The 17,548-nt window shown below is 63.1% G+C and carries 18 protein-coding genes and 1 tRNA gene; 6 read left to right on the top strand and 13 right to left on the bottom strand.

Features of this window, described 5'->3' with window-relative positions:
• The first annotated feature begins 44 nt into the window (after positions 1–44).
• Entirely contained in the window at positions 45–1,271 is a 1,227-nt protein-coding gene (blaPNC, locus tag OYT13_RS00295; protein WP_268567111.1) for a PNC family class C beta-lactamase, read from the top strand.
• Positions 1,272–1,346: 75 nt separating this feature from the next.
• Here the strand turns inward: blaPNC and metC are convergent, their stop codons facing one another.
• From metC to OYT13_RS00260, 7 genes are all read right to left on the bottom strand, one after another.
• Entirely contained in the window at positions 1,347–2,537 is a 1,191-nt protein-coding gene (gene metC, locus OYT13_RS00290; protein ID WP_268567110.1) for a cystathionine beta-lyase, read from the bottom strand.
• Positions 2,538–2,632: 95 nt separating this feature from the next.
• Positions 2,633–4,234 carry a rhodanese-like domain-containing protein gene (locus tag OYT13_RS00285; protein ID WP_268567109.1) on the bottom strand — a complete coding sequence of 534 codons (1,602 nt, stop codon included), beginning with the start codon at positions 4,232–4,234 and terminating at the stop codon, positions 2,633–2,635.
• A gap of 157 nt (positions 4,235–4,391) precedes the next feature.
• Entirely contained in the window at positions 4,392–4,988 is a 597-nt protein-coding gene (locus tag OYT13_RS00280; RefSeq protein WP_268567108.1) for a cysteine dioxygenase family protein, read from the bottom strand.
• Between the two features lie 109 nt (positions 4,989–5,097).
• Positions 5,098–5,865 carry an amino acid ABC transporter ATP-binding protein gene (locus tag OYT13_RS00275; protein WP_051060034.1) on the bottom strand — a complete coding sequence of 256 codons (768 nt, stop codon included), beginning with the start codon at positions 5,863–5,865 and terminating at the stop codon, positions 5,098–5,100.
• 35 nt (positions 5,866–5,900) lie between these two features.
• A complete protein-coding gene (locus OYT13_RS00270) occupies positions 5,901–6,593 on the bottom strand; it encodes an amino acid ABC transporter permease (protein WP_017231483.1) in 693 nt (230 codons plus the stop codon).
• Positions 6,594–6,597: 4 nt separating this feature from the next.
• Positions 6,598–7,290: an amino acid ABC transporter permease gene (locus OYT13_RS00265; protein ID WP_017231482.1), complete on the bottom strand. Its 693-nt coding sequence runs from the start codon at positions 7,288–7,290 to the stop codon at positions 6,598–6,600.
• Between the two features lie 15 nt (positions 7,291–7,305).
• Positions 7,306–8,130, bottom strand: coding sequence for a transporter substrate-binding domain-containing protein (locus OYT13_RS00260; RefSeq protein ID WP_268567107.1), 825 nt, complete (start codon positions 8,128–8,130; stop codon positions 7,306–7,308).
• Between the two features lie 188 nt (positions 8,131–8,318).
• Here OYT13_RS00260 and OYT13_RS00255 point away from each other — a divergent pair, with 188 nt between their 5' ends.
• From OYT13_RS00255 to OYT13_RS00235, 5 genes are all read left to right on the top strand, one after another.
• The gene (locus OYT13_RS00255) at positions 8,319–9,197 is read left to right on the top strand and encodes a LysR substrate-binding domain-containing protein (protein ID WP_017231480.1); all 879 of its coding nucleotides are present in this window, start codon (positions 8,319–8,321) and stop codon (positions 9,195–9,197) included.
• 87 nt (positions 9,198–9,284) lie between these two features.
• Positions 9,285–9,581, top strand: a complete 297-nt coding sequence (locus OYT13_RS00250) for a metal/formaldehyde-sensitive transcriptional repressor (protein ID WP_268567106.1) — start codon at positions 9,285–9,287, stop codon at positions 9,579–9,581.
• A 13-nt stretch (positions 9,582–9,594) separates the two neighbouring features.
• Entirely contained in the window at positions 9,595–10,224 is a 630-nt protein-coding gene (locus OYT13_RS00245) for an ABC transporter ATP-binding protein (RefSeq protein WP_017231478.1), read from the top strand.
• A gap of 197 nt (positions 10,225–10,421) precedes the next feature.
• Entirely contained in the window at positions 10,422–12,290 is a 1,869-nt protein-coding gene (locus OYT13_RS00240) for a methyl-accepting chemotaxis protein (RefSeq protein ID WP_017231477.1), read from the top strand.
• A 56-nt stretch (positions 12,291–12,346) separates the two neighbouring features.
• Positions 12,347–12,431: transfer RNA gene (locus OYT13_RS00235), tRNA-Leu, on the top strand.
• A gap of 78 nt (positions 12,432–12,509) precedes the next feature.
• Here OYT13_RS00235 and OYT13_RS00230 read toward each other — a convergent pair.
• The 6 genes from OYT13_RS00230 to OYT13_RS00205 form a co-directional block, all read right to left on the bottom strand.
• On the bottom strand, positions 12,510–13,025 hold the full coding sequence (locus OYT13_RS00230; protein WP_017231476.1) for a DUF2127 domain-containing protein: 516 nt from the start codon (positions 13,023–13,025) through the stop codon (positions 12,510–12,512).
• Positions 13,025–14,422, bottom strand: coding sequence for an ATP-binding protein (locus tag OYT13_RS00225; protein WP_268567105.1), 1,398 nt, complete (start codon positions 14,420–14,422; stop codon positions 13,025–13,027). The genes OYT13_RS00230 and OYT13_RS00225 overlap by 1 nt, the downstream gene beginning before the upstream one ends.
• Positions 14,398–15,063 (bottom strand): response regulator transcription factor, encoded by a 666-nt coding sequence (locus tag OYT13_RS00220; protein WP_017231474.1) that lies wholly within the window; start codon positions 15,061–15,063, stop codon positions 14,398–14,400. The genes OYT13_RS00225 and OYT13_RS00220 overlap by 25 nt, the downstream gene beginning before the upstream one ends.
• Positions 15,064–15,086: 23 nt before the next feature.
• Positions 15,087–15,845 (bottom strand): COG4705 family protein, encoded by a 759-nt coding sequence (locus OYT13_RS00215; RefSeq protein WP_026131502.1) that lies wholly within the window; start codon positions 15,843–15,845, stop codon positions 15,087–15,089.
• 22 nt (positions 15,846–15,867) lie between these two features.
• The gene (locus OYT13_RS00210; RefSeq protein ID WP_039829616.1) at positions 15,868–16,644 is read right to left on the bottom strand and encodes a COG4705 family protein; all 777 of its coding nucleotides are present in this window, start codon (positions 16,642–16,644) and stop codon (positions 15,868–15,870) included.
• An 84-nt stretch (positions 16,645–16,728) separates the two neighbouring features.
• Positions 16,729–17,325 carry an undecaprenyl-diphosphatase gene (locus tag OYT13_RS00205; RefSeq protein WP_261939453.1) on the bottom strand — a complete coding sequence of 199 codons (597 nt, stop codon included), beginning with the start codon at positions 17,323–17,325 and terminating at the stop codon, positions 16,729–16,731.
• Between the last annotated feature and the right edge of the window lie 223 nt (positions 17,326–17,548).

Genomic DNA, 17,548 nt, shown 5'->3' with positions numbered 1-17,548 from the left:
CGTGCCTCATGCGTCCTAAGCCCCCCACACGGAGACGACCCTCGATGACAAAGCCCTATCTCGCCGTTTTCGCCGCACTTTCGGCGACCGCCGCCATCACCTGTATGACGTTCAGCGAGCGCACGTACGCCGCAGAGCCGCAAGCACAGGTCCAGACCAATCCTCGGCAAGACGAAATCAAATCGCTCGTCGACAAGACGATCACCCCGCTCATGGCCCGAGGGCAAATTCCCGGCATGGCCGTCGGCATCGTCTTCGACGGGCATACCTACGTCTTCAATTACGGCGTGGCCGACAAGAAGGCCAACACACCCGTCACGGCCGACACGCTTTTCGAATTGGGTTCGGTCAGCAAGACTTTCACGGCCACGCTCGCCGCCTATGCGCAAGGCGTCGGTGCCCTCTCGCTCACCGACAAGACCAGCCGCTTTGTCCCCGAACTTGCAGGCACCCCCTTCGGCGACGTGAAACTCGTCAATCTCGGCACGCACACGACCGGCGGCATGCCGCTTCAAGTGCCGGACAACGTTCATAGCACCCACGACGTCCTGCAATACCTCAAGTCATGGAAACCGGCGAAACCCACCGGCACGGTGCGCACCTATTCGAACGTGAGTATCGGTGCCCTCGGCTGGATCGCCGCACGCGCCATGCACGGTGACTTCGCGACACTCGTGACGGAGCACGTCTTCAAGCCACTGGACATGCAGCACACCTACCTCCGGGTGCCGAAGGATCAGCAGGCCAACTACGCGTGGGGATATGGGAAGGATGGCAAGCCGATTCGCGTCTCACCGGGCGTATTCGATCAGGAAGCCTATGGCGTGAAGACGACGGCGAGCGACCTGCTGCGGTTCGTGCGCGCCAACCTCGGACAGCCAGTGCAGGACGACCGGCTGCGCCAAGCGATCAACGCGACCCACACCGGCTATTTCTTCGACAAGCCGATCACGCAGGACCTGATCTGGGAGCAGTACCCGTATCCGGTCAGCGTCGATGCGCTGCTTGACGGCAACTCGGCCCGAATGGCTTACGAGCCGACCGCCGTTCGTGAACTCGCGCCTCCGATGGCCCCCACGCCCGTCGCCTGGATTAACAAGACGGGCTCGACGAATGGGTTCGGCGCTTATGTCGCCTTCGTCCCGTCGAAGCAGATCGGCATCGTACTGCTCGCGAACAAGAACTACGCGATGGACGAGCGCATCCGCGCAGCGCACGACATCCTGACCAGCCTCGACGGTGGTGCACACGCCTCCCCCGCTGGGAAGTGACGACGTGCGCGGCTGCGGGCGTCCTCGCCCGCGCCGTCGTCGTGAATTTGACTCGGCGCTGAAGTCCCTGAGGCTTTAGCGCCCAAACACCTGCTCAAGCGCCGCCGCCATATCCTCGATCAGATCCTGCGGGTCTTCCAGACCGATATGTAGACGCACGATCGGGCCGGCGGACGTCCAGTCCTCGCACGTGCGCGTGCCCGCCACGTTCGACACCGTCGCCAGACTCTCGAAGCCGCCCCACGACGCGCCGATGCCAAACAGCTCGAGCGCATCGACGAATCGGTCCGCTTGCGCCGTCGTGGCGTTGGCGAACTCAAACGAAATCAGGCCGTTCGTGCCCACGCAATCGCGTTGCCACAGCGCATGCCCCGGATGCGTCGGCAGCGCCGGGCAGAACACGCGCGCCACGTCCGGCAGACTGCCGAGCCAATGCGCAACTTCCAACGCATGACGCTCATGCATCTGCAGACGCGCCCCCAACGTGCGCGTGCCGCGCAGCACGAGATACGCGTCGTCTGGACTCACGGCCACGCCCTGCGCATCCGCCATCGTGGCGAGCGTGTGCCAGACGTCCTGCGTCGTGGTCGCTGTTCCCATCATGACGTCGGAATGCCCACTCAGATATTTCGTCGCGGCCATCACCGAGACGTCGGCCCCCAACATCAGCGGACGGCACTGCACGCCCGAGCCCCACGTGTTGTCCGCCACGAGCAGCGCCCCATGACGATGCGCCAGATCGGCCAGCGCCGGGATGTCGCACATCTCGTAGACGAGTGAGCCCGGCGTCTCCACGTAGATCATCTTCGTACGGGCCGTCATGTGCTCCGCCGCGTCGCTGCCATCGGCGCGGAAGTAGGTGACGTGCACACCCCACGGCTTGAGAAACGTCTCAACGAAGTGACGCAGCGGCTGATACACGCAGTCCGAAATCAGCACATGGTCGCCCGGACGCACGTAAGCCAGAAATACCATCGAAATCGCCGCCAGCCCCGTCGGGAACAAACGCGTGCGATAGCCGCCTTCCAGCTCGGCGACGACATCCTCCAGCGCGAAGCCCGTCGGATTGCCGCGCGCCCCGTAGGTGAACATGCGCTCGGTGCCGCGACGGCGGCGCGCGTCGTTCAGGTCGTCCATCGTATCGAACAGCACGGTGGACGCACGCACCACCGGCGGATTGACGGCACGACCGCCAACCACGGCGGTGTGCATGCCGCCCTTGACCAGACGGGTAGCGAGACGTTTGGGGGTCGATTGTCGGGACATGATCGGACGTTGGGGGGATAAGGTTTTGAACGATTCGAACAAATCAGAAGATAACGCATGGCGTGCGCAACGCTTGCGCACGCCAGCGTCTGCACTTACTTCGCGGCGGCAGGCTCACCGATACGGAACGCACCGCGCTCGCGGTCGTCGAGCTGGGCCAGCAAACCCGTCTCCCACGCCAGATACTGGCGCGCCGCCGCCTTGTTGCCGTCGTGACGATCGTGCACGAAGAACAGATAGTCGATGCATTCGGCGTCCGCCGGCACATCGGGCGTGCTCTGCACCGGCTGGCCGGCCACGGCCCAAGCCTTGAAGCCGCCCGCAAGCAGCGAGACCGTGCGCACGTCGTTGGCATGCGCACGCCGCCAGTCGGCCGCGAACAGTTCCGCGATGCCGCGCTCGTCCGCGATCAGCACGATGTTACGCGACGCAGGCAGGCTCGGCAGCCGCGGACGAATCGCCCACTGCGCACCGGACACATGCTCGCGACGGTAGCTCATGCTCGGCCGCAGGTCGACGACCGTTACACGCTCGTCGGCCAGTGCCGCGGCGAGCGCGGCGACATCGATCTCGGGCAGCGTCGTGTCCACAGCCGGCGCACGGCCCGGCAACGACGCGCCGCTGGCGAGTCCGCCGCGCAACACATAGGCGTCGTGACCCAACTGACGCAGCCAGCTCGCGACGATGGGAGCGCGCACGCCGTCGTCGTCGAACAGCACCACCCGCGCGTGTCGCACGCCCACGTATTGATCCGTCGCCTGAATCAACTGGCCGCCCGGCGTGTGCTGCGCACCGGGCAGCGACCCGGCAGCGAATTCTTCCGGCGTGCGCACGTCACACAGGAACAGCGTGCGCGTCGTGTCCGTGGCCCATTGCGCAAACGTCGCGGCATCCACCTCGGGCACAGCGAAGCGCTCGGCCAACGCACCGCTCGCTTCACGCATCTGCGCGACGCTCGACGGCGCAACCGCGTCCGGATAGCGGCGCGTGCTGCCATGCTCCAGCGGCAAATCTTCCAGATACCAGCCCTGCGTGCCGTTCTCCAGCGCCATCACCGGGTTGGGAATGCCGAGGTTGATGAGCGTTTGCGCGCCGATGATGCTGCGCGTACGGCCGGCGCAGTTCACGACGATGGGCGTGGTGGGGTTCGGCACCAGCTCGCGAATGCGATAGCCGAGTTCGCCGTTCGGGCAGCAAATCGACGACGGAATCGTCATCTTCAGGTATTCGCTCACGGGACGTCCGTCGAGAATCACGACGTCGTCGCCGCGCTCGCGCATGGCGGCCAGCTCGCGCGCCGACACACGGGGCGTGTGATACGCCATCTCCACCAACTCACCGAAGGTCTTTGACGGCACGTTCACGCCGGCGAACAGACGAAAGCCGGCTTGTTGCCAAGCCTGTGTGCCGCCTTCGAGCACGTACACGTCGGAATATCCGAGCGCGGCCAAGCGCTGCGCCCCCTGAACGGCGACACTCCCGTCGGTGTCATAGAGCACCACGCGGGCGTCGCGGCGCGGCGCAAGCCGCACGATGTCGAGTTCGAGACGGCTGTAAGGCAGCGTCACGCCGTAGAAGAGATGCGCTTCGCCGTACTCGCCATGCTCGCGCACGTCGAATACGGCGATCTCGGCGCCGTCGTGCAACCATTCCTTGAGGCGGGCGGGCGGCACGAAGTGAGGAGTAAACGAGGTCATAGCGTTGCGTCGGTTGTCAGGTTCCGCCCGGTCATGTCCAAAGCGTAGGGATGAACGGGCCCGCACCGCCCGGCGGGGCGATGTGAATTGGGGGCACGAGGAACGCTCGCGCCGTCAGGGAGTTCGCCGCCGGATTTCGCCGGCGGTCACGGTAGCTTTAGCGGCGGGTCTTCACGCCGATATCCATGACTTGATACGTGCCCTTAGCGAGATCGAACGTGATGCGCTCGGTCAGCGTCTCGAGCGCGCGGCCATACATGTGCAGGTGGCGAATCGGCGCGTCGCCCTGGATCTCGACGGCATGAATGTCGTCCGACGCCAGCGCAATGCCGTGGCCCGGATCGACCACGACGGTGTCGCTCACGTCCAGCGTGCCGACGCCGGGTGTCTTGCCGTCGTCGGTGCGACGGTAGACGTAGTTGTATTCGACGCCTTCGACCGCCGCGATGCAGGCCCACGTCGTATGGTTGTGCGGCGTGATCTTCTTGCCCGGACGCATGACGTTCAGGTACAGCGCGTAGGTCTTGTCAGCATCTTCATGAATCAGATAACGCGCTTGCAGTTCGCCATCGGCCGGCGGCGGGAAGTCGGCCTCGTTCCACAGCGCGGTGCGCGCGGCGAGCGATTTGACCTGATCGAGTACGGCGGCCAGCGCGGGGCGCGTCTCGCCCTCAGGGGCCAGCGACGCCTTCATGGCTGCAATGGCGTCGCCGACGGCGGCCTGACGTTGTTCGGCTAGGGTGGGCGTGGACATGTGAAGTCTTCTCCGTAGGATCTTGTTCTGCGACGGGTCCCGGCTGGGGCGCGGTCGCGTGTTCGGGTATGGCGTAAGTGTCGTGTGCGTCGTGCTTGTCGGGTCGGCCTTAGGCAGGCACGGCGTCGCGCGGCACGCCGATCATCGGCGACGGGCGCAGCACGTCCTGCAGGAATCGCTGCGCACGCGCGTGCTTCGGCTGGCTGAAAAATTCCGCCGGCGGCGCGTCTTCGAGCAACTGCCCCTGGTCCATGAACCAGACGCGGCTCGACACGTCGCGCGCGAAACCCATCTCGTGCGTGACGATCATCATTGTCAGCCCCTCCTCCGCCAGCGAGCGCATGACTTGCAAGACCTCCTGCACCATCTCGGGATCAAGGGCGCTCGTCGGCTCGTCAAACAGCATGAGCGGCGGCTTCATGGCGAGCGCGCGGGCAATGGCCACACGTTGCTGCTGACCGCCCGAGAGGTTCGCCGGCATGGCGTCGATCTTGTGGGCAAGGCCGACCTTGGCGAGCAACGTCTCGGCCTGGGCCGTGGCTTCGTCACGCGACATGCCGAGCACCTTCGTCGGTCCGAGCATCAGGTTCTGGCGCACCGAGAGGTTCTGAAACAGATTGAAGCTCTGGAACACGAAGCCGATGCGGGCGCGCAACTGATTGAGCTTGATGTCGCGCGCGGTGACGTCCTTGCCCTCGAAAAGGATGCGGCCTTTCTGAATAGCTTCGAGCCGCGTGACGGTACGAATCAACGTCGACTTGCCGGAGCCCGACGGGCCGCACACGACCACGACTTCGCCACGCCCGATGGTGGCATCGATCCCCTTGAGGACGTGATGTTCGCCGTAATACTTATCGACTTTCTCGAATGCGAGCATGGTCATGATCGCGTTCTCCTTCTTGAATCCTGCACTTAGGCCAATCCCGCACGCTGACGGGCGATACGACGCTCGAGCCAGCCGGCGAAACGCGAAATGGCGAAACACAACACGAAATAGAAAGCTGCGAGCACGAGGAACGTCTGCAGCGGCTTGGTCAGCACGATCGTATTGACCTGCGCGGCCGAGTACGTCAGCTCGGGCACCCCGATCACATAGGCGAGCGACGTCGCCTTGATGATCGACACGAACTGGTTGACGATCGACGGCAACATGTTCGCGAGCGCCTGCGGCAATTGCACGTAACGCATGCTTTGCAGCCACGACAGCCCGTTCGAGCGCGCCGCTTCCATCTGGCCGCGCGGCAGGCCTTCAAGGCCGGCACGCACGATCTGCGACAGGAAGGCGCTCTCGTAGACGATGATCGCGCACACGGCCGTCGTGAATGCGGATACCTCGGCGCCCACGAGCAGCGGCACAGCAAAGTACGCCCAGAAGATGATCATCAGCAGCGGGATGCCGCGCACCAGTCGCGTCCATACACCGGCCGCACGTCGCAGCCAGCGCAGCGGCGAGACTTGCGCCATGCCGATCACCACCGCGATGGGAAACGACATCACCAGCCCGAGCGCCGAGAGAATGAGCGTGATCGCCACGCCGCCAAGCGGGCCGTTGGGCCAGCTCCCGACGAGGAACAGCGCGAGATAGTCATGCAGGATCTCGTACATCGTCTCAAACTCCCGAGGGTGCCGTACGGCGTTTGGCAACGTGCTCGGAGAGCGCCATCAAGGCCAGCGTGCCGATCAGATACAGGATCGTCGCCACCATGAACACATCGAACGTGCGGAACGTCAGGTTGTCGATCTGACGCGTGCGATACATCAGTTCGTGCACGCCAATCGCCATTGCCAGCGAGCTGTTCTTGAAGAGCAACAGCGCCTGATTGAGCAACGCGGGCGTCGCCACGCGAATACCCTGCGGCAGCACGACATAACGGAACGACTGCAAGTACGTGAGACCGATCGACCACGCGGCCTCCTGCTGCGTGTGCGGAATCGCGCGCAGCCCCGAGCGCAGGTCTTCGGAGATGAACGCGCCGGCATTGAGCGCCAGCGCGAGCGTTGCGAAGACAAACTCGGTGTTGCCCGCGTTGATCCAGTCGCGCAGGCCTTCAGGCAGCAGTTGCGGCACGCCGAAGTACCACACGAGAATCTGCACCAGCACCGGTACGTTGCGGTGATATTCCACCACCACGATCACGAAGCCCTTGAAGAGCTTGACCGGCAGGGCGCGCAGCGTGGTGAGCACCACGCCCACCACGATCGCCAGGAGCCCCGAGACCACGAACAGTTGGAGCGTGGTCAGCACCCCGTCGCGAAACAGCTTCAGGTAGCCGTCTTCGAGCAGAAACGAAAGATCGAACATTACGCCGCGTCTCGCTTACTGCACCTTGATCGGCTCGACCTTATAGTCGCGCGTGAACTTGTAGACCGACTTGGCGCCGAGCCACTTATCGAAGCTGTCCTGCAAACCATTCGTCTTGTCGTAGTCGACCAGAATCTTGTTCACGGCGGCGAGCAACGCGGGTTCGTTCTTGTTGGTCACCACGCCCCAGCGCTCTTCGAAAACCGGCTTGGTGAGCAGTCGGTATTGCTGACCGCCCTTGGCGGCAGCTTCATTGGCGAAGCGCGCCAGAATCAGTTGCCCCGCCACCAGCCCCTCGACTTTACCTTGCTGCAGCGCGAGGAACGCCGACGAAATGTCGTGGAAGGTGAGCAGGTTCGAATCGGGCAGACGCGTGACCGACACGGCGGCCGAGCTGGACCCCTCGGACGCGGCAATCTTCTTGCCCGCGAGCTGATCGAGCGTCTGCACCGGCGAGTCGGCGCGCACCAGCACGCGAATCGGGGCAACGAAGTACTGGTCGCTGAAGTCGACCTGAGCGGCACGGGCCGGCATCCAGGCAACGGCGGCAGCCAGCACGTCGACGCGATGCGTCTTGAGTTCGGGGATGCGGGCGTCGGTCGACAGCGCACGGTGTTCGAGCTTCACGCCCAATCCCTTCGCGATCGCGTTGCACACGTCAACGTCGAATCCGACGATCTTGCGCGTGGCCGCGTCGGGAAACGCATACGGCTCGCTGGCGTTCTGCGTGCCGCATACAAGCGTGCCGCGCGCCTTGATGTCGGCCAGTTGGTCAGCGTGTGCGACGCCCGTGATGGCGAGTGTTGCGAACAGCGCGGCTGCAAAGTGTCGTTGCCACATGATCCTGAGTCTCCTTGAGTTCGACCGAAGGGCGAATCGATGATCGAGGGACCGGTCAACGCCGGCTTCCGCCCGATTACATAAATATTGCTTGAGTGTCAGGCAGGTTATCGACCAAAATCCCCGAGAACAATTTAATTTTTATCCCTTAAACATTAGCGCGCCTGAAGTATTGGCGCAGAACCGTCATGCGAAATCTGGATATCGACCTGTTGCGCACTTTCGTGGCGATTGCGCAGCACGAGACGTTTGCGGCAGCCGCCACGCGCGTGGGACGCACCCAGTCTGCCATCACCCAGCAGATGCAGCGGCTCGAACAGGAGATGGGGTGCGCGCTGTTCGAAAAGCAGGGCCGGCAGAAGGCGATGACCGCCGATGGCGTGCGACTCGTGGCCTATGCGAACAAGATCCTGGCGCTCAACGACCAGGCCGTACAGGTCATGCAAACGCGCGGACCGGTGGAAAAGCTGCGCATTGGATCGCCGCACGACGTGGCCGACTCGATTCTGCCGAGCATGTTGCGACGGTTATCGAAACTCTCGGCGGAATTGCAGTTGGAGATCATCGTCGGCCGCAGCCCGCATTTGATGGACGCCCTGCGCGACAAGGAGCTGGATCTGGCGATCTCGACGCGCTACGACGAAGCCTTCCCCGGCATCAAGCTGCGCACTTCGCCGATGGTGTGGATCTGTGCCGACGACTTCATCTTCAATTCGTCCGCGCCTGTGCCGCTGGTGATGGCCGACGAACTGAGCCTGTTTCGCCGCCTGTCCATCGAGCGGCTCAACGCGGCGGGCATCGCCTGGCGCACGAGCTTCATCTCGCCGACACTGACCGGCATCAGGGCGGCGATCAGCGCGGGCCTCGGGGTGACAGCTCGCACCACCGAGCTTCTCGATGCGAACATGCGCGTGCTCTCTGAAGCCGACGGCCTGCCGCGCTTGCCCGACGTCGCGTTCTATCTATACGTGCAGCCGACGTGTACAAGTCAGGTCCTGCGCGAATTGTTCGAGTCGACGGAGCACATCGCCACGCGCTTCGGTCCACCGTTTCTGATCGGCGAGTAATCGGCGGCGCGCCTCCGATCCGCGGGAAGCCGAATCGGGGATATACTGCCCCCTAGTATGTACGTGCTAACATTTTCGGCCATTTGAATGACACAGACAGGAGCGCGACAGACCGTGCACACGATTCGGGAAAAGCACAAGTTGCTGGCACGCGTACGTCGCATTCAGGGCCAGGCGCAGGCGTTGGAGCGGCAACTAAACGAAGAGGGCGACTGTATCGAGATTCTCCAGCAGATCGCGGCGATTCGCGGGGCGGTCAACGGCTTGATGGGCGCGGTCATCGAGGGGCATCTCGTCGATCACCTCGTCAACGAGTCCGAGCAGGCGCGTCGCGAGGCCGAACTGGCCCCCGTGCTTCATGTCATCAAGGCCTATCTGAAGTAGCCGTCACACGCCCATGCTTCGTTTCGAGAATCTTGCCAAACGCTTCGGCACTTTCACGCTTTTCCAGCACCTGAGCTTCCGCGCCGAGCGCGGATGCTTTGCTCTGCGCGACGAAGGGGGCGGCGGCAAGACCACGCTGCTCGGCATGCTCGCGGGCACGGTCGTGCCGGACGACGGCCAGGTCTGGATCGACGGACATGCCATGCGCGACGCCCCTGCCGAGGCCAAGGCGTCGCTCGCCGTGGTGCCGTTCGACTGCCTGGGCGAGCCGTCGCAAACCGGACGTGGCTTTCTCGAACAGCGCGCCGCCGACAGGCAAACGCACGTGAGTGCCAGCGTGCTCGATCTGGCCGAGCGGTTCGGGCTGATGCCGCATATGGAAAAGCGCTTCGACCAGATGTCGCTCGGCACACGTCGAAAATACTATTTGACCGCCACGCACTTCGGCAGCCCGCGTGTGATTCTCGCGGACGAACCCAGTGGCGGACTCGATGCCGCCTCGCGCGCCGTGCTGATCGACTGGTTCACGACCCTCGGCAAGGATTGCTGCGTCTTCTTCTCGACCCACGACGATGCGCTGGCTGACGGTTGCCACGCGACAACGCTCGGCTTCCCCGATCTCACGCGCCCCAGCACCCGCTGAATCCCCGCTCGCCCTGCCGTGGGCCGCAAGGCGCACTCATGCGCTCATTGATCCGCACTCATTAAAGTTTCGGCCTCCCCCAGCCGTAAGCGCAGAGAGTAATGCTGCAATGTATCAATGCGACGGCGCAGGTGGCACCGCCTGGCCCGTCGCCCCCCCATTCAACGGTCCGCACGCGGGCCTACCGATGAAAGCTCATGAAAGTCACTTCGTTGCGAACCCGGATTCTGCTCATTTCCTGCCTGACGGTGGTGGGCGCGCTGATTCTCTCTGGCATCACGACTTACGTCATCGTGCGTGACAGCATGATGTCGAGCATCGCCGACACGCTGTCGGCCGTGGCCAATGGGAATGCCGGCACCATCGAGCGCTGGTCCGCCGACAAAGCGCAGGCGGTCGTGGCGACGTCGCAAGTCGTCGAGAAAGGAGATCCGGCCGGGCTCGTGAAGCTCATGGGCAAGACCAACGACTTCCCGATCACGAGCATCGGCTGGTCGGACAAGACATTCTTCTCCACCGCGCCCACGCCGCCGGACTACGACCCGACGGCGCGTCCGTGGTACAAGAGCGCCCTGGCGGCAGGCAAGCTCACCGTCACCAAGCCGTATGGCGATTCGTCGACGGGCATTCCGTATGTCGCCTTCACCGCGCCGATCCTGCGTGACGGCCAGACCACCGGCGTGGTCAGCGGCGCCGTGGCGCTCACTGGTGTGCAGGACATCATCAAGGCGGTGCATCCCACGCCGTCGAGCCTCGCGCTGGTGGTGGCGAGCGACGGTCAGGTGATCGCTCACCCGGATAACAAGTTCTCGCTCAAGCCGTCGACGGACGTGGCGCCCGCGCTCACCGCCGACTCGCTGCCGGGCATGGCTGCCGACGGCGCCGCACCGGTCGCGATGGAACTCTCCGGCGCACCCAAGCTGCTCAAGGCCAAGCGCATTCCGGGCACGGACTGGTATCTGGTGGTGGCGCTCGACCGCACGGAAGCCACAGCGGGCCTGACGCATGTGCTGGACGCAACAGGCATCACGCTCGTGATATTGACGTTAATCGCACTGGTCATTGCCTCCATCTTTACGTCGCGCGCGTTCAAGCGTCTGTCGATCGTGCGCGACGCCATGGACACCATCGGCTCGGGCGACGGTGACCTGACGCAGCGTCTCGATGTCATCGGGCAGGACGAGGTGGCGCAAATCTCGAAGTCGTTCAACGCATTCGTCGACAAGATCAGCTCGGTGATGCTCGACGTGCGCTCGGGCGTCTCGTCGATGACATCGGCCACCAGCGAGATCGAGATGGGCAACCGCGATCTGTCGCAGCGTACAGAAGCTTCGGCAGGGTCGTTGCAGGAGACGTCGTCGGCGCTCACGGAGATGACGTCCAGCGTCAAGCAGACGGCCGAGACCGCCGAGCATGCCACGCGCCTGGCCAACGATGCGAGCGCCGCCGCCGCGCGTGGCGGTCAGGTCGTCACCGATGCGGTCGGCACGATGGCGGCGATCACGCAGTCGTCGGAACGCATCACGGAGATCATCAGCGTGATCGACGGTATTGCGTTCCAAACCAACATCCTGGCGCTCAACGCGGCGGTGGAGGCGGCACGTGCGGGCGAGCAGGGACGCGGCTTCGCCGTGGTGGCGGGCGAGGTTCGCACGCTGGCCCAACGCAGTGCGGCGGCCGCTCAGGAAATCAAGACGCTGATCGAGACGTCGGTGCAGAACGTCAAGAGCGGTACGGAACGGGTGCAGGCGGCAGGCACCACGATGAACGAAATCGTTGACGGGATTACGCGCGTACAGCGTCTGGTGAGCGAGATCAACGGCGCCATGACCGAGCAGAGCACGGGCATCAGCCAGATCGACCGCTCGGTCTCGGAGATGGATCAGGCCACACAGCAGAACGCCGCGCTGGTGGAAGAATCGGCGGCCGCGTCGGCCATGCTGAGCGAGCAGGCTCGTATGCTGGCGGAGACGGTGGCGCGCTTTCGTCTGCGCGATGGGCAGCACGCGGCGCCGCACGCGCCGTCGTTGTCGGTCGTGGGGTCGACGAAGCGTCGGGCGGCCTGAGGGGCTATAACGGCCGTTCACAAAACTCGATTTTCCCGTTACAATCGCCGTCCCCTGCCCAGGTGGCGGAATTGGTAGACGCACTATCTTGAGGGGGTAGCGCCGAGAGGCGTGCGGGTTCGAGTCCCGCCCTGGGCACCAGGCATTCAAAAGGCAGATGAACGCGAGTTCGTCTGCCTTTTTGTTTTACGAGCCTGTTTCACTGACGCCCGGAGGCCGTTAGCTGCGCGTGACGGTTCCGGCGTTCCCACGCGCATGGAGCGTCTTCGAGAGGCGATATTCGTGCCACGTCAGTGCAATGATGGCAATGTCGAGTGCCGAGAGGACCAGCAGCCAAGGCGAATGGGTGAACGTGAATCGGTAGAGTTGGTAGGCGACGAACAGGGCGAACGCGACCATCGAAACGGGGAAATACCAGAGCTTGTCGCGCAGCAAGCCAATGATCAGCCATAACTTGATCACGCCGTGCGCGAGCAGGTAAGCCGCCGCGAACTTCTGTGAGCTGACGGAAAGATGCTGCACCGTATGCAGCAAAAAGCGGGCGACGACATCGTGCGGATCTTCCGCAATTTCGTTCCCCGTCACCCAAAGCACGGTCGACAGCAGGAAATGCCGGGGGATAAAGTACGCCACGACGCCGCCGACGATCTCGGCAAGGGCGAAGAGCGCCTTTATCCACAGGCTCGCCTCGAAGACGAAATGGAGCCGCTTCTCGTAGACGTCGGAGAAGCCCATCACGCCCCGCCCCCCTCATGCACATTGGTCGATGCGCCCGGTACGACGACGGTCACGCTCAGGCCCGTTCGCGCGACCTCATCCGCGTAGGCGAGGCGCACATCGGCGCCGGCCTTCTCTGCAATGGCCTTCACGATCGACAACCCTAAGCCCGACCCCACTTCGCTGGTGCCCAGCCCTCGGTAGAAAGCATCGAAAACACGATCGCGCTCCTTCGGCGCGATCCCCGGACCGGTATCCTTGACGCACAAAACCGTCTGTCCCTTGCCCGACGAGAGCATCATGTCCACGCGCCCCCCGGCCGGCGTATAGCGAATGGCGTTGTCGACCAGGTTCTTGATCAGCATGCTCAGGTCCGCCTCGCTCATCGGTAGCGACGCGTCCTCACTCGCCTCGATGCCGAGGTCGATTCCCTTCGCTTCGGCCAGCGGGTACAGCGTTTCCAGCGTTTGACGGAAGACCCGCAGAACGGAATCGGTGGCGGCATGCCCGTCGCTCTGCGTCGCCTGCACGCTGGACAACGTCAGCAGATGCTCGAGCATGTGTCGACCGCGCTCGATGCCTTGGCGCAATTCCACCAAGCGCTCCCTGGCCGTCGCGGACATATCCGCCTCGGCAAGGCGCTCTGCCTGAAGCGAAAGCGCCGTCAACGGCGTGCGCAATTCATGCGCGGCGTCGGCCACGAAGCGGTGCTGCGCGTCGACCGACGTCGACACGCGCGACAACAGGTTGTTGATAGCACGCAGAAACGGACGAATCTCGTTCGGCAAACGCTCGGTCGACACCGGATGCAGCTCGCTGTATTGACGCCTGTCGATCTCGCTCGACAGGCTCGCCACCGGCCGGAATATCCTGCGCACCAGCCAACCGACCACCAGCAGCAACACGGGAACGAATGCCACGAGCGGCATGATGGTCCGGATCGCGCTGGTCCGGGCGATCTGGTCGCGCACGTCCGTCTCTTGCGCCACCGCGATACGTGAGCCGGATTGCAGTGTCTTGACCAGCACCCGATACGGCTCTTTGCCCACGGTGACGGTCGACAGGCCGTCGGCCATCGTCACCGGCAGCGACAGCGGCAGCTTGTCGTCGCCGTCGCCCGCACCCGGACGCGTTGCCACGCCGAGCGGTTGAACGACCACGCGAGCCTCCTCACCGCTCGCCTGCGGCGCCTGAGGCGCCTGGAGATTGCGAAATTCGCTGGTCTGCAGATGGTTGTTATCGACGAGGGCCGCGACCTGACGCAGCACATCGTCCTGCAGTTCGTGGGCTTCGTCGAACGCTGCGGCGAACGAAATGACCCCGGCGATCACGGCAAAGACGAGGATCGCCACCGAGAGCCACAGGCTCAGGCGCAGGCGAATGGAATCGCTCAATCGCCCTTTAATACCATCCATCCCGCTCCCCTCACGTTTTTGATGATGCTCGAGCCGAGCTTCTTGCGAAGCGAGTGAATGAGAAATTCGATGGCGTTGCTCTCCACCTCGTCTCCCCACCCGTAAATCCGGTCCTCCAGATCGCTTCTGGACAGGATGGCACCGGGCCGCGTCAGCAACGCCTGCAGCAACGCGAACTCCCGATTCGACAATTGCACCGGTGCAACGTCCGACGTATGGGCTTGCCGGGTGCCCGGATCGAGGGTGACGATGCCATTCGACATGACCGGCAGCGCCTGTCCCGCCTGCCGCCGCATGACGGCCCGGATGCGGGCGAGCAATTCCGCCATCTCGAAAGGCTTCAGCACGTAGTCGTCAGCGCCCGCGTCGAGGCCCTTCAAGCGTTCCGGCAGTGTATCGCGCGCCGTGACAATGATGATGGGAACCTGATGCCCTCGCGATCTCAGGCTTTGCAGCACCGCATGACCGTCTTTGCCCGGTAGGCCCAGATCCAGCAGTACCAGGTCGTAATGCTGGCAGTCGGCTGCCGCCAGCGCCGCCTGCCCGTCGGTCACCCAATCCACGGCGAATGTCGCATCCTTGAGCGAATCGCGAACAACACTGCCGATCATTGGATCGTCTTCGACGAGCAAGATGCGCATGTCATTTCCTTTCTAGCGACGGATCAATGCGCTTTCGCCGCGGCGCGTTGCCGGAACAAGAGCAGACTCGTCAGAATAAATGCAAGCAGGGCAAACGACGCCGAGTACCGGCTCAGGGCAAGCCCACCGGCGCTGACCGGCTTGTCCAGAAAATCGCCGACAACGGCACCCAGCGGACGCGTCAGGATGAACGCTGCCCAAAACAGGAACGTGCGCGACGTGCGTGTCCACAAATACGCACCGACGAGAATCAACAGGAGCGCGCCGAACACCACGGCCGCGCCCGTATAGCCGAGCCCCGCGGTGTCCGCAGTCCAGTCACCCAATGCGGTGCCCAGCGTCTGGGAAAACATGATCGTAACCCAATAAAACGCTTCGGCCTTGGGCGAGTGGATCGAATGCACGGACACGGAGCCCATCGTTCGGTACCAGAGCCACAGAGAGCCAAGCAGCAAGGCGAGCAGGATCGACGAGCCTCCGGCGTAGCCGATGCCAAGCGACCGATCGGCGAAGTCCGCGAGTGTGGTGCCGACCGTCGTCGTGGCAATGATCGTCACCCAGTACAACGCGGGCGAAAATGCCTTGGCACGAATCTGCGCCGAGACGGCAATGGCGAACACCACCGCGAAGATCGCGGTGCCGACAAGGTAGCCGAGATTCATCGACATCGAGACGGCATCGCCTCCGGTCTCGCCCAGGGTCGTGGCGGCGATCTTGATCACCCAGAACAAGAGGGTGACCTCGGGGACCTTGCTAAGTGTTTTTTGTACGGTTGTATTCACGGTTGGAAGTGTCCTAGAGAATTCAGACTTGCTGACGCGCTGCATTGCGCTCGGCAATGGAGAGATACAGGACCAGCGCTATGATTGCCGTAACGAATACGGCACTCGTGCCGACAACACCCAGGCCCAGACCACCATTGGAAATGGGTTGCGACAGAAGATCACCACACGAGGCGCCGAACGGGCGAGTCAGGATATAGGCGATCCAGAACGTGGTGACAGCGTTGCGCTGGAACACAAATCTCGCAATGGCAGCCAGGCCGATCAGCGCACCGAACATCAAAGCGGAATTCGCGTACCCAAGATTGAGACCTTCGGCCACCCAGTCGCCCGCTGCCGTGCCCAGTGCGAAGGTGAGCAAAATCGCGGTCCAATAGAAAAGCTCACGTTTCATCGTGTCGATCGAATGAATCGACAAGGTCCGCTCCTTCGCATACCAAATCCCGAATGTCGTGAGCAACGCGGCCGAAAACGCAAGCGTCGACACGGCAAGCGGTACGCCAAGGTTGTCGCTCAAGTTGTCGGTGACGAGCGTTCCGAAAACACTGACAAATACGACGGTGCTCCAATAGCGCCATGGGATGTATCGGCGCGCATTGATTTGCAGTCCCAGGAAGATCGCCAGAAGCAAGCCCATCACGGCAGACGTACCGGTCAATCCGAACCCGAGATTGACGTTCAAGAAGTCGGCCGCCGTCTCTCCGACCGTCGTTGACATCATCTTGATGAGCCAGAACGTCAAGGTCACTTCAGGCACTTTGTTTAACCATGCCGGGCTAGATGCATTGATACGATTCATGCTTGCCTCCGGGTTCATTAGATAACATGTGAAGTGTCCAACAAGACGCTTAGCTCACCCTTAGTCCGTCACACGGCATGTGGCTCATGCCCGAACCCATCCACGTTCGATCAAACGTGCGAAAAGCTTCCGGTGAATCGCCATGGCCAGACGGTAGGCGGCTGTTCGAAGCCAGCGCATTTGCCGCGTGGCAAGCCAAGCGGAAATGCCTGCAACAACTGCCGATCCCGCCATATCCATCGGGTAATGCACGCCGAGGAAGATGCGTGCCCAGGCCACAGGGAGGCCGAGCAGTGCGACGGCAATGCCCGCCGTTCGGGTTCGATTGTCCAGCAGGAGCGCGCAGGCGACGGACCAGATCAGCGTGAGGTGATCGCTCGGAAATGAACTGTCTGCCGCGTGCGCCAGATAGGTGTGTCCGATGCCAACGATAAACGGGCGCGGATGTTGCCACACCCAGCCAATCGCCTGATTGACAGCGAGGCCGATGGCGCCGGCCATGGCGGCGGCAATCAGCGACCGGCGCTGCGCCTCGTCGGCGCGCAGCCACAACAGCCCCATTGCCACAGGCACCGTCAGAATCAAGTACTGCGCAAAGAAAACCGCCATGCCGAATACCGGGGGCGTGGGTAACGCCGATGCATTGAGCATGAGAAACAACGTGTCATTCAGGCGCTCCATGCGGCGTCTTCCTTGAAATGAGCGTGCTACGAAAATGGCGCGGGAAATTGCGCAAACCGAAGCCTATGCCCCCACTCTTAGCCACGCATTAGAAACTGTCGTTATCTGCGCGGTTTCGGGGCGGTGATGGTGGCGGCGCATGAAGGCCCGCTTGTATCGACAAACGAATTCGCCCGCAACCACCGGGAACGGTGGGCGGGCGAATGTGTTTGCTGCGGAAATT

The organism is Pandoraea sp. XJJ-1 (genome assembly GCF_026802345.1).
Taxonomy (GTDB): domain Bacteria; phylum Pseudomonadota; class Gammaproteobacteria; order Burkholderiales; family Burkholderiaceae; genus Pandoraea; species Pandoraea cepalis.
This window is presented reverse-complemented; position numbering and strand designations above follow the sequence as displayed.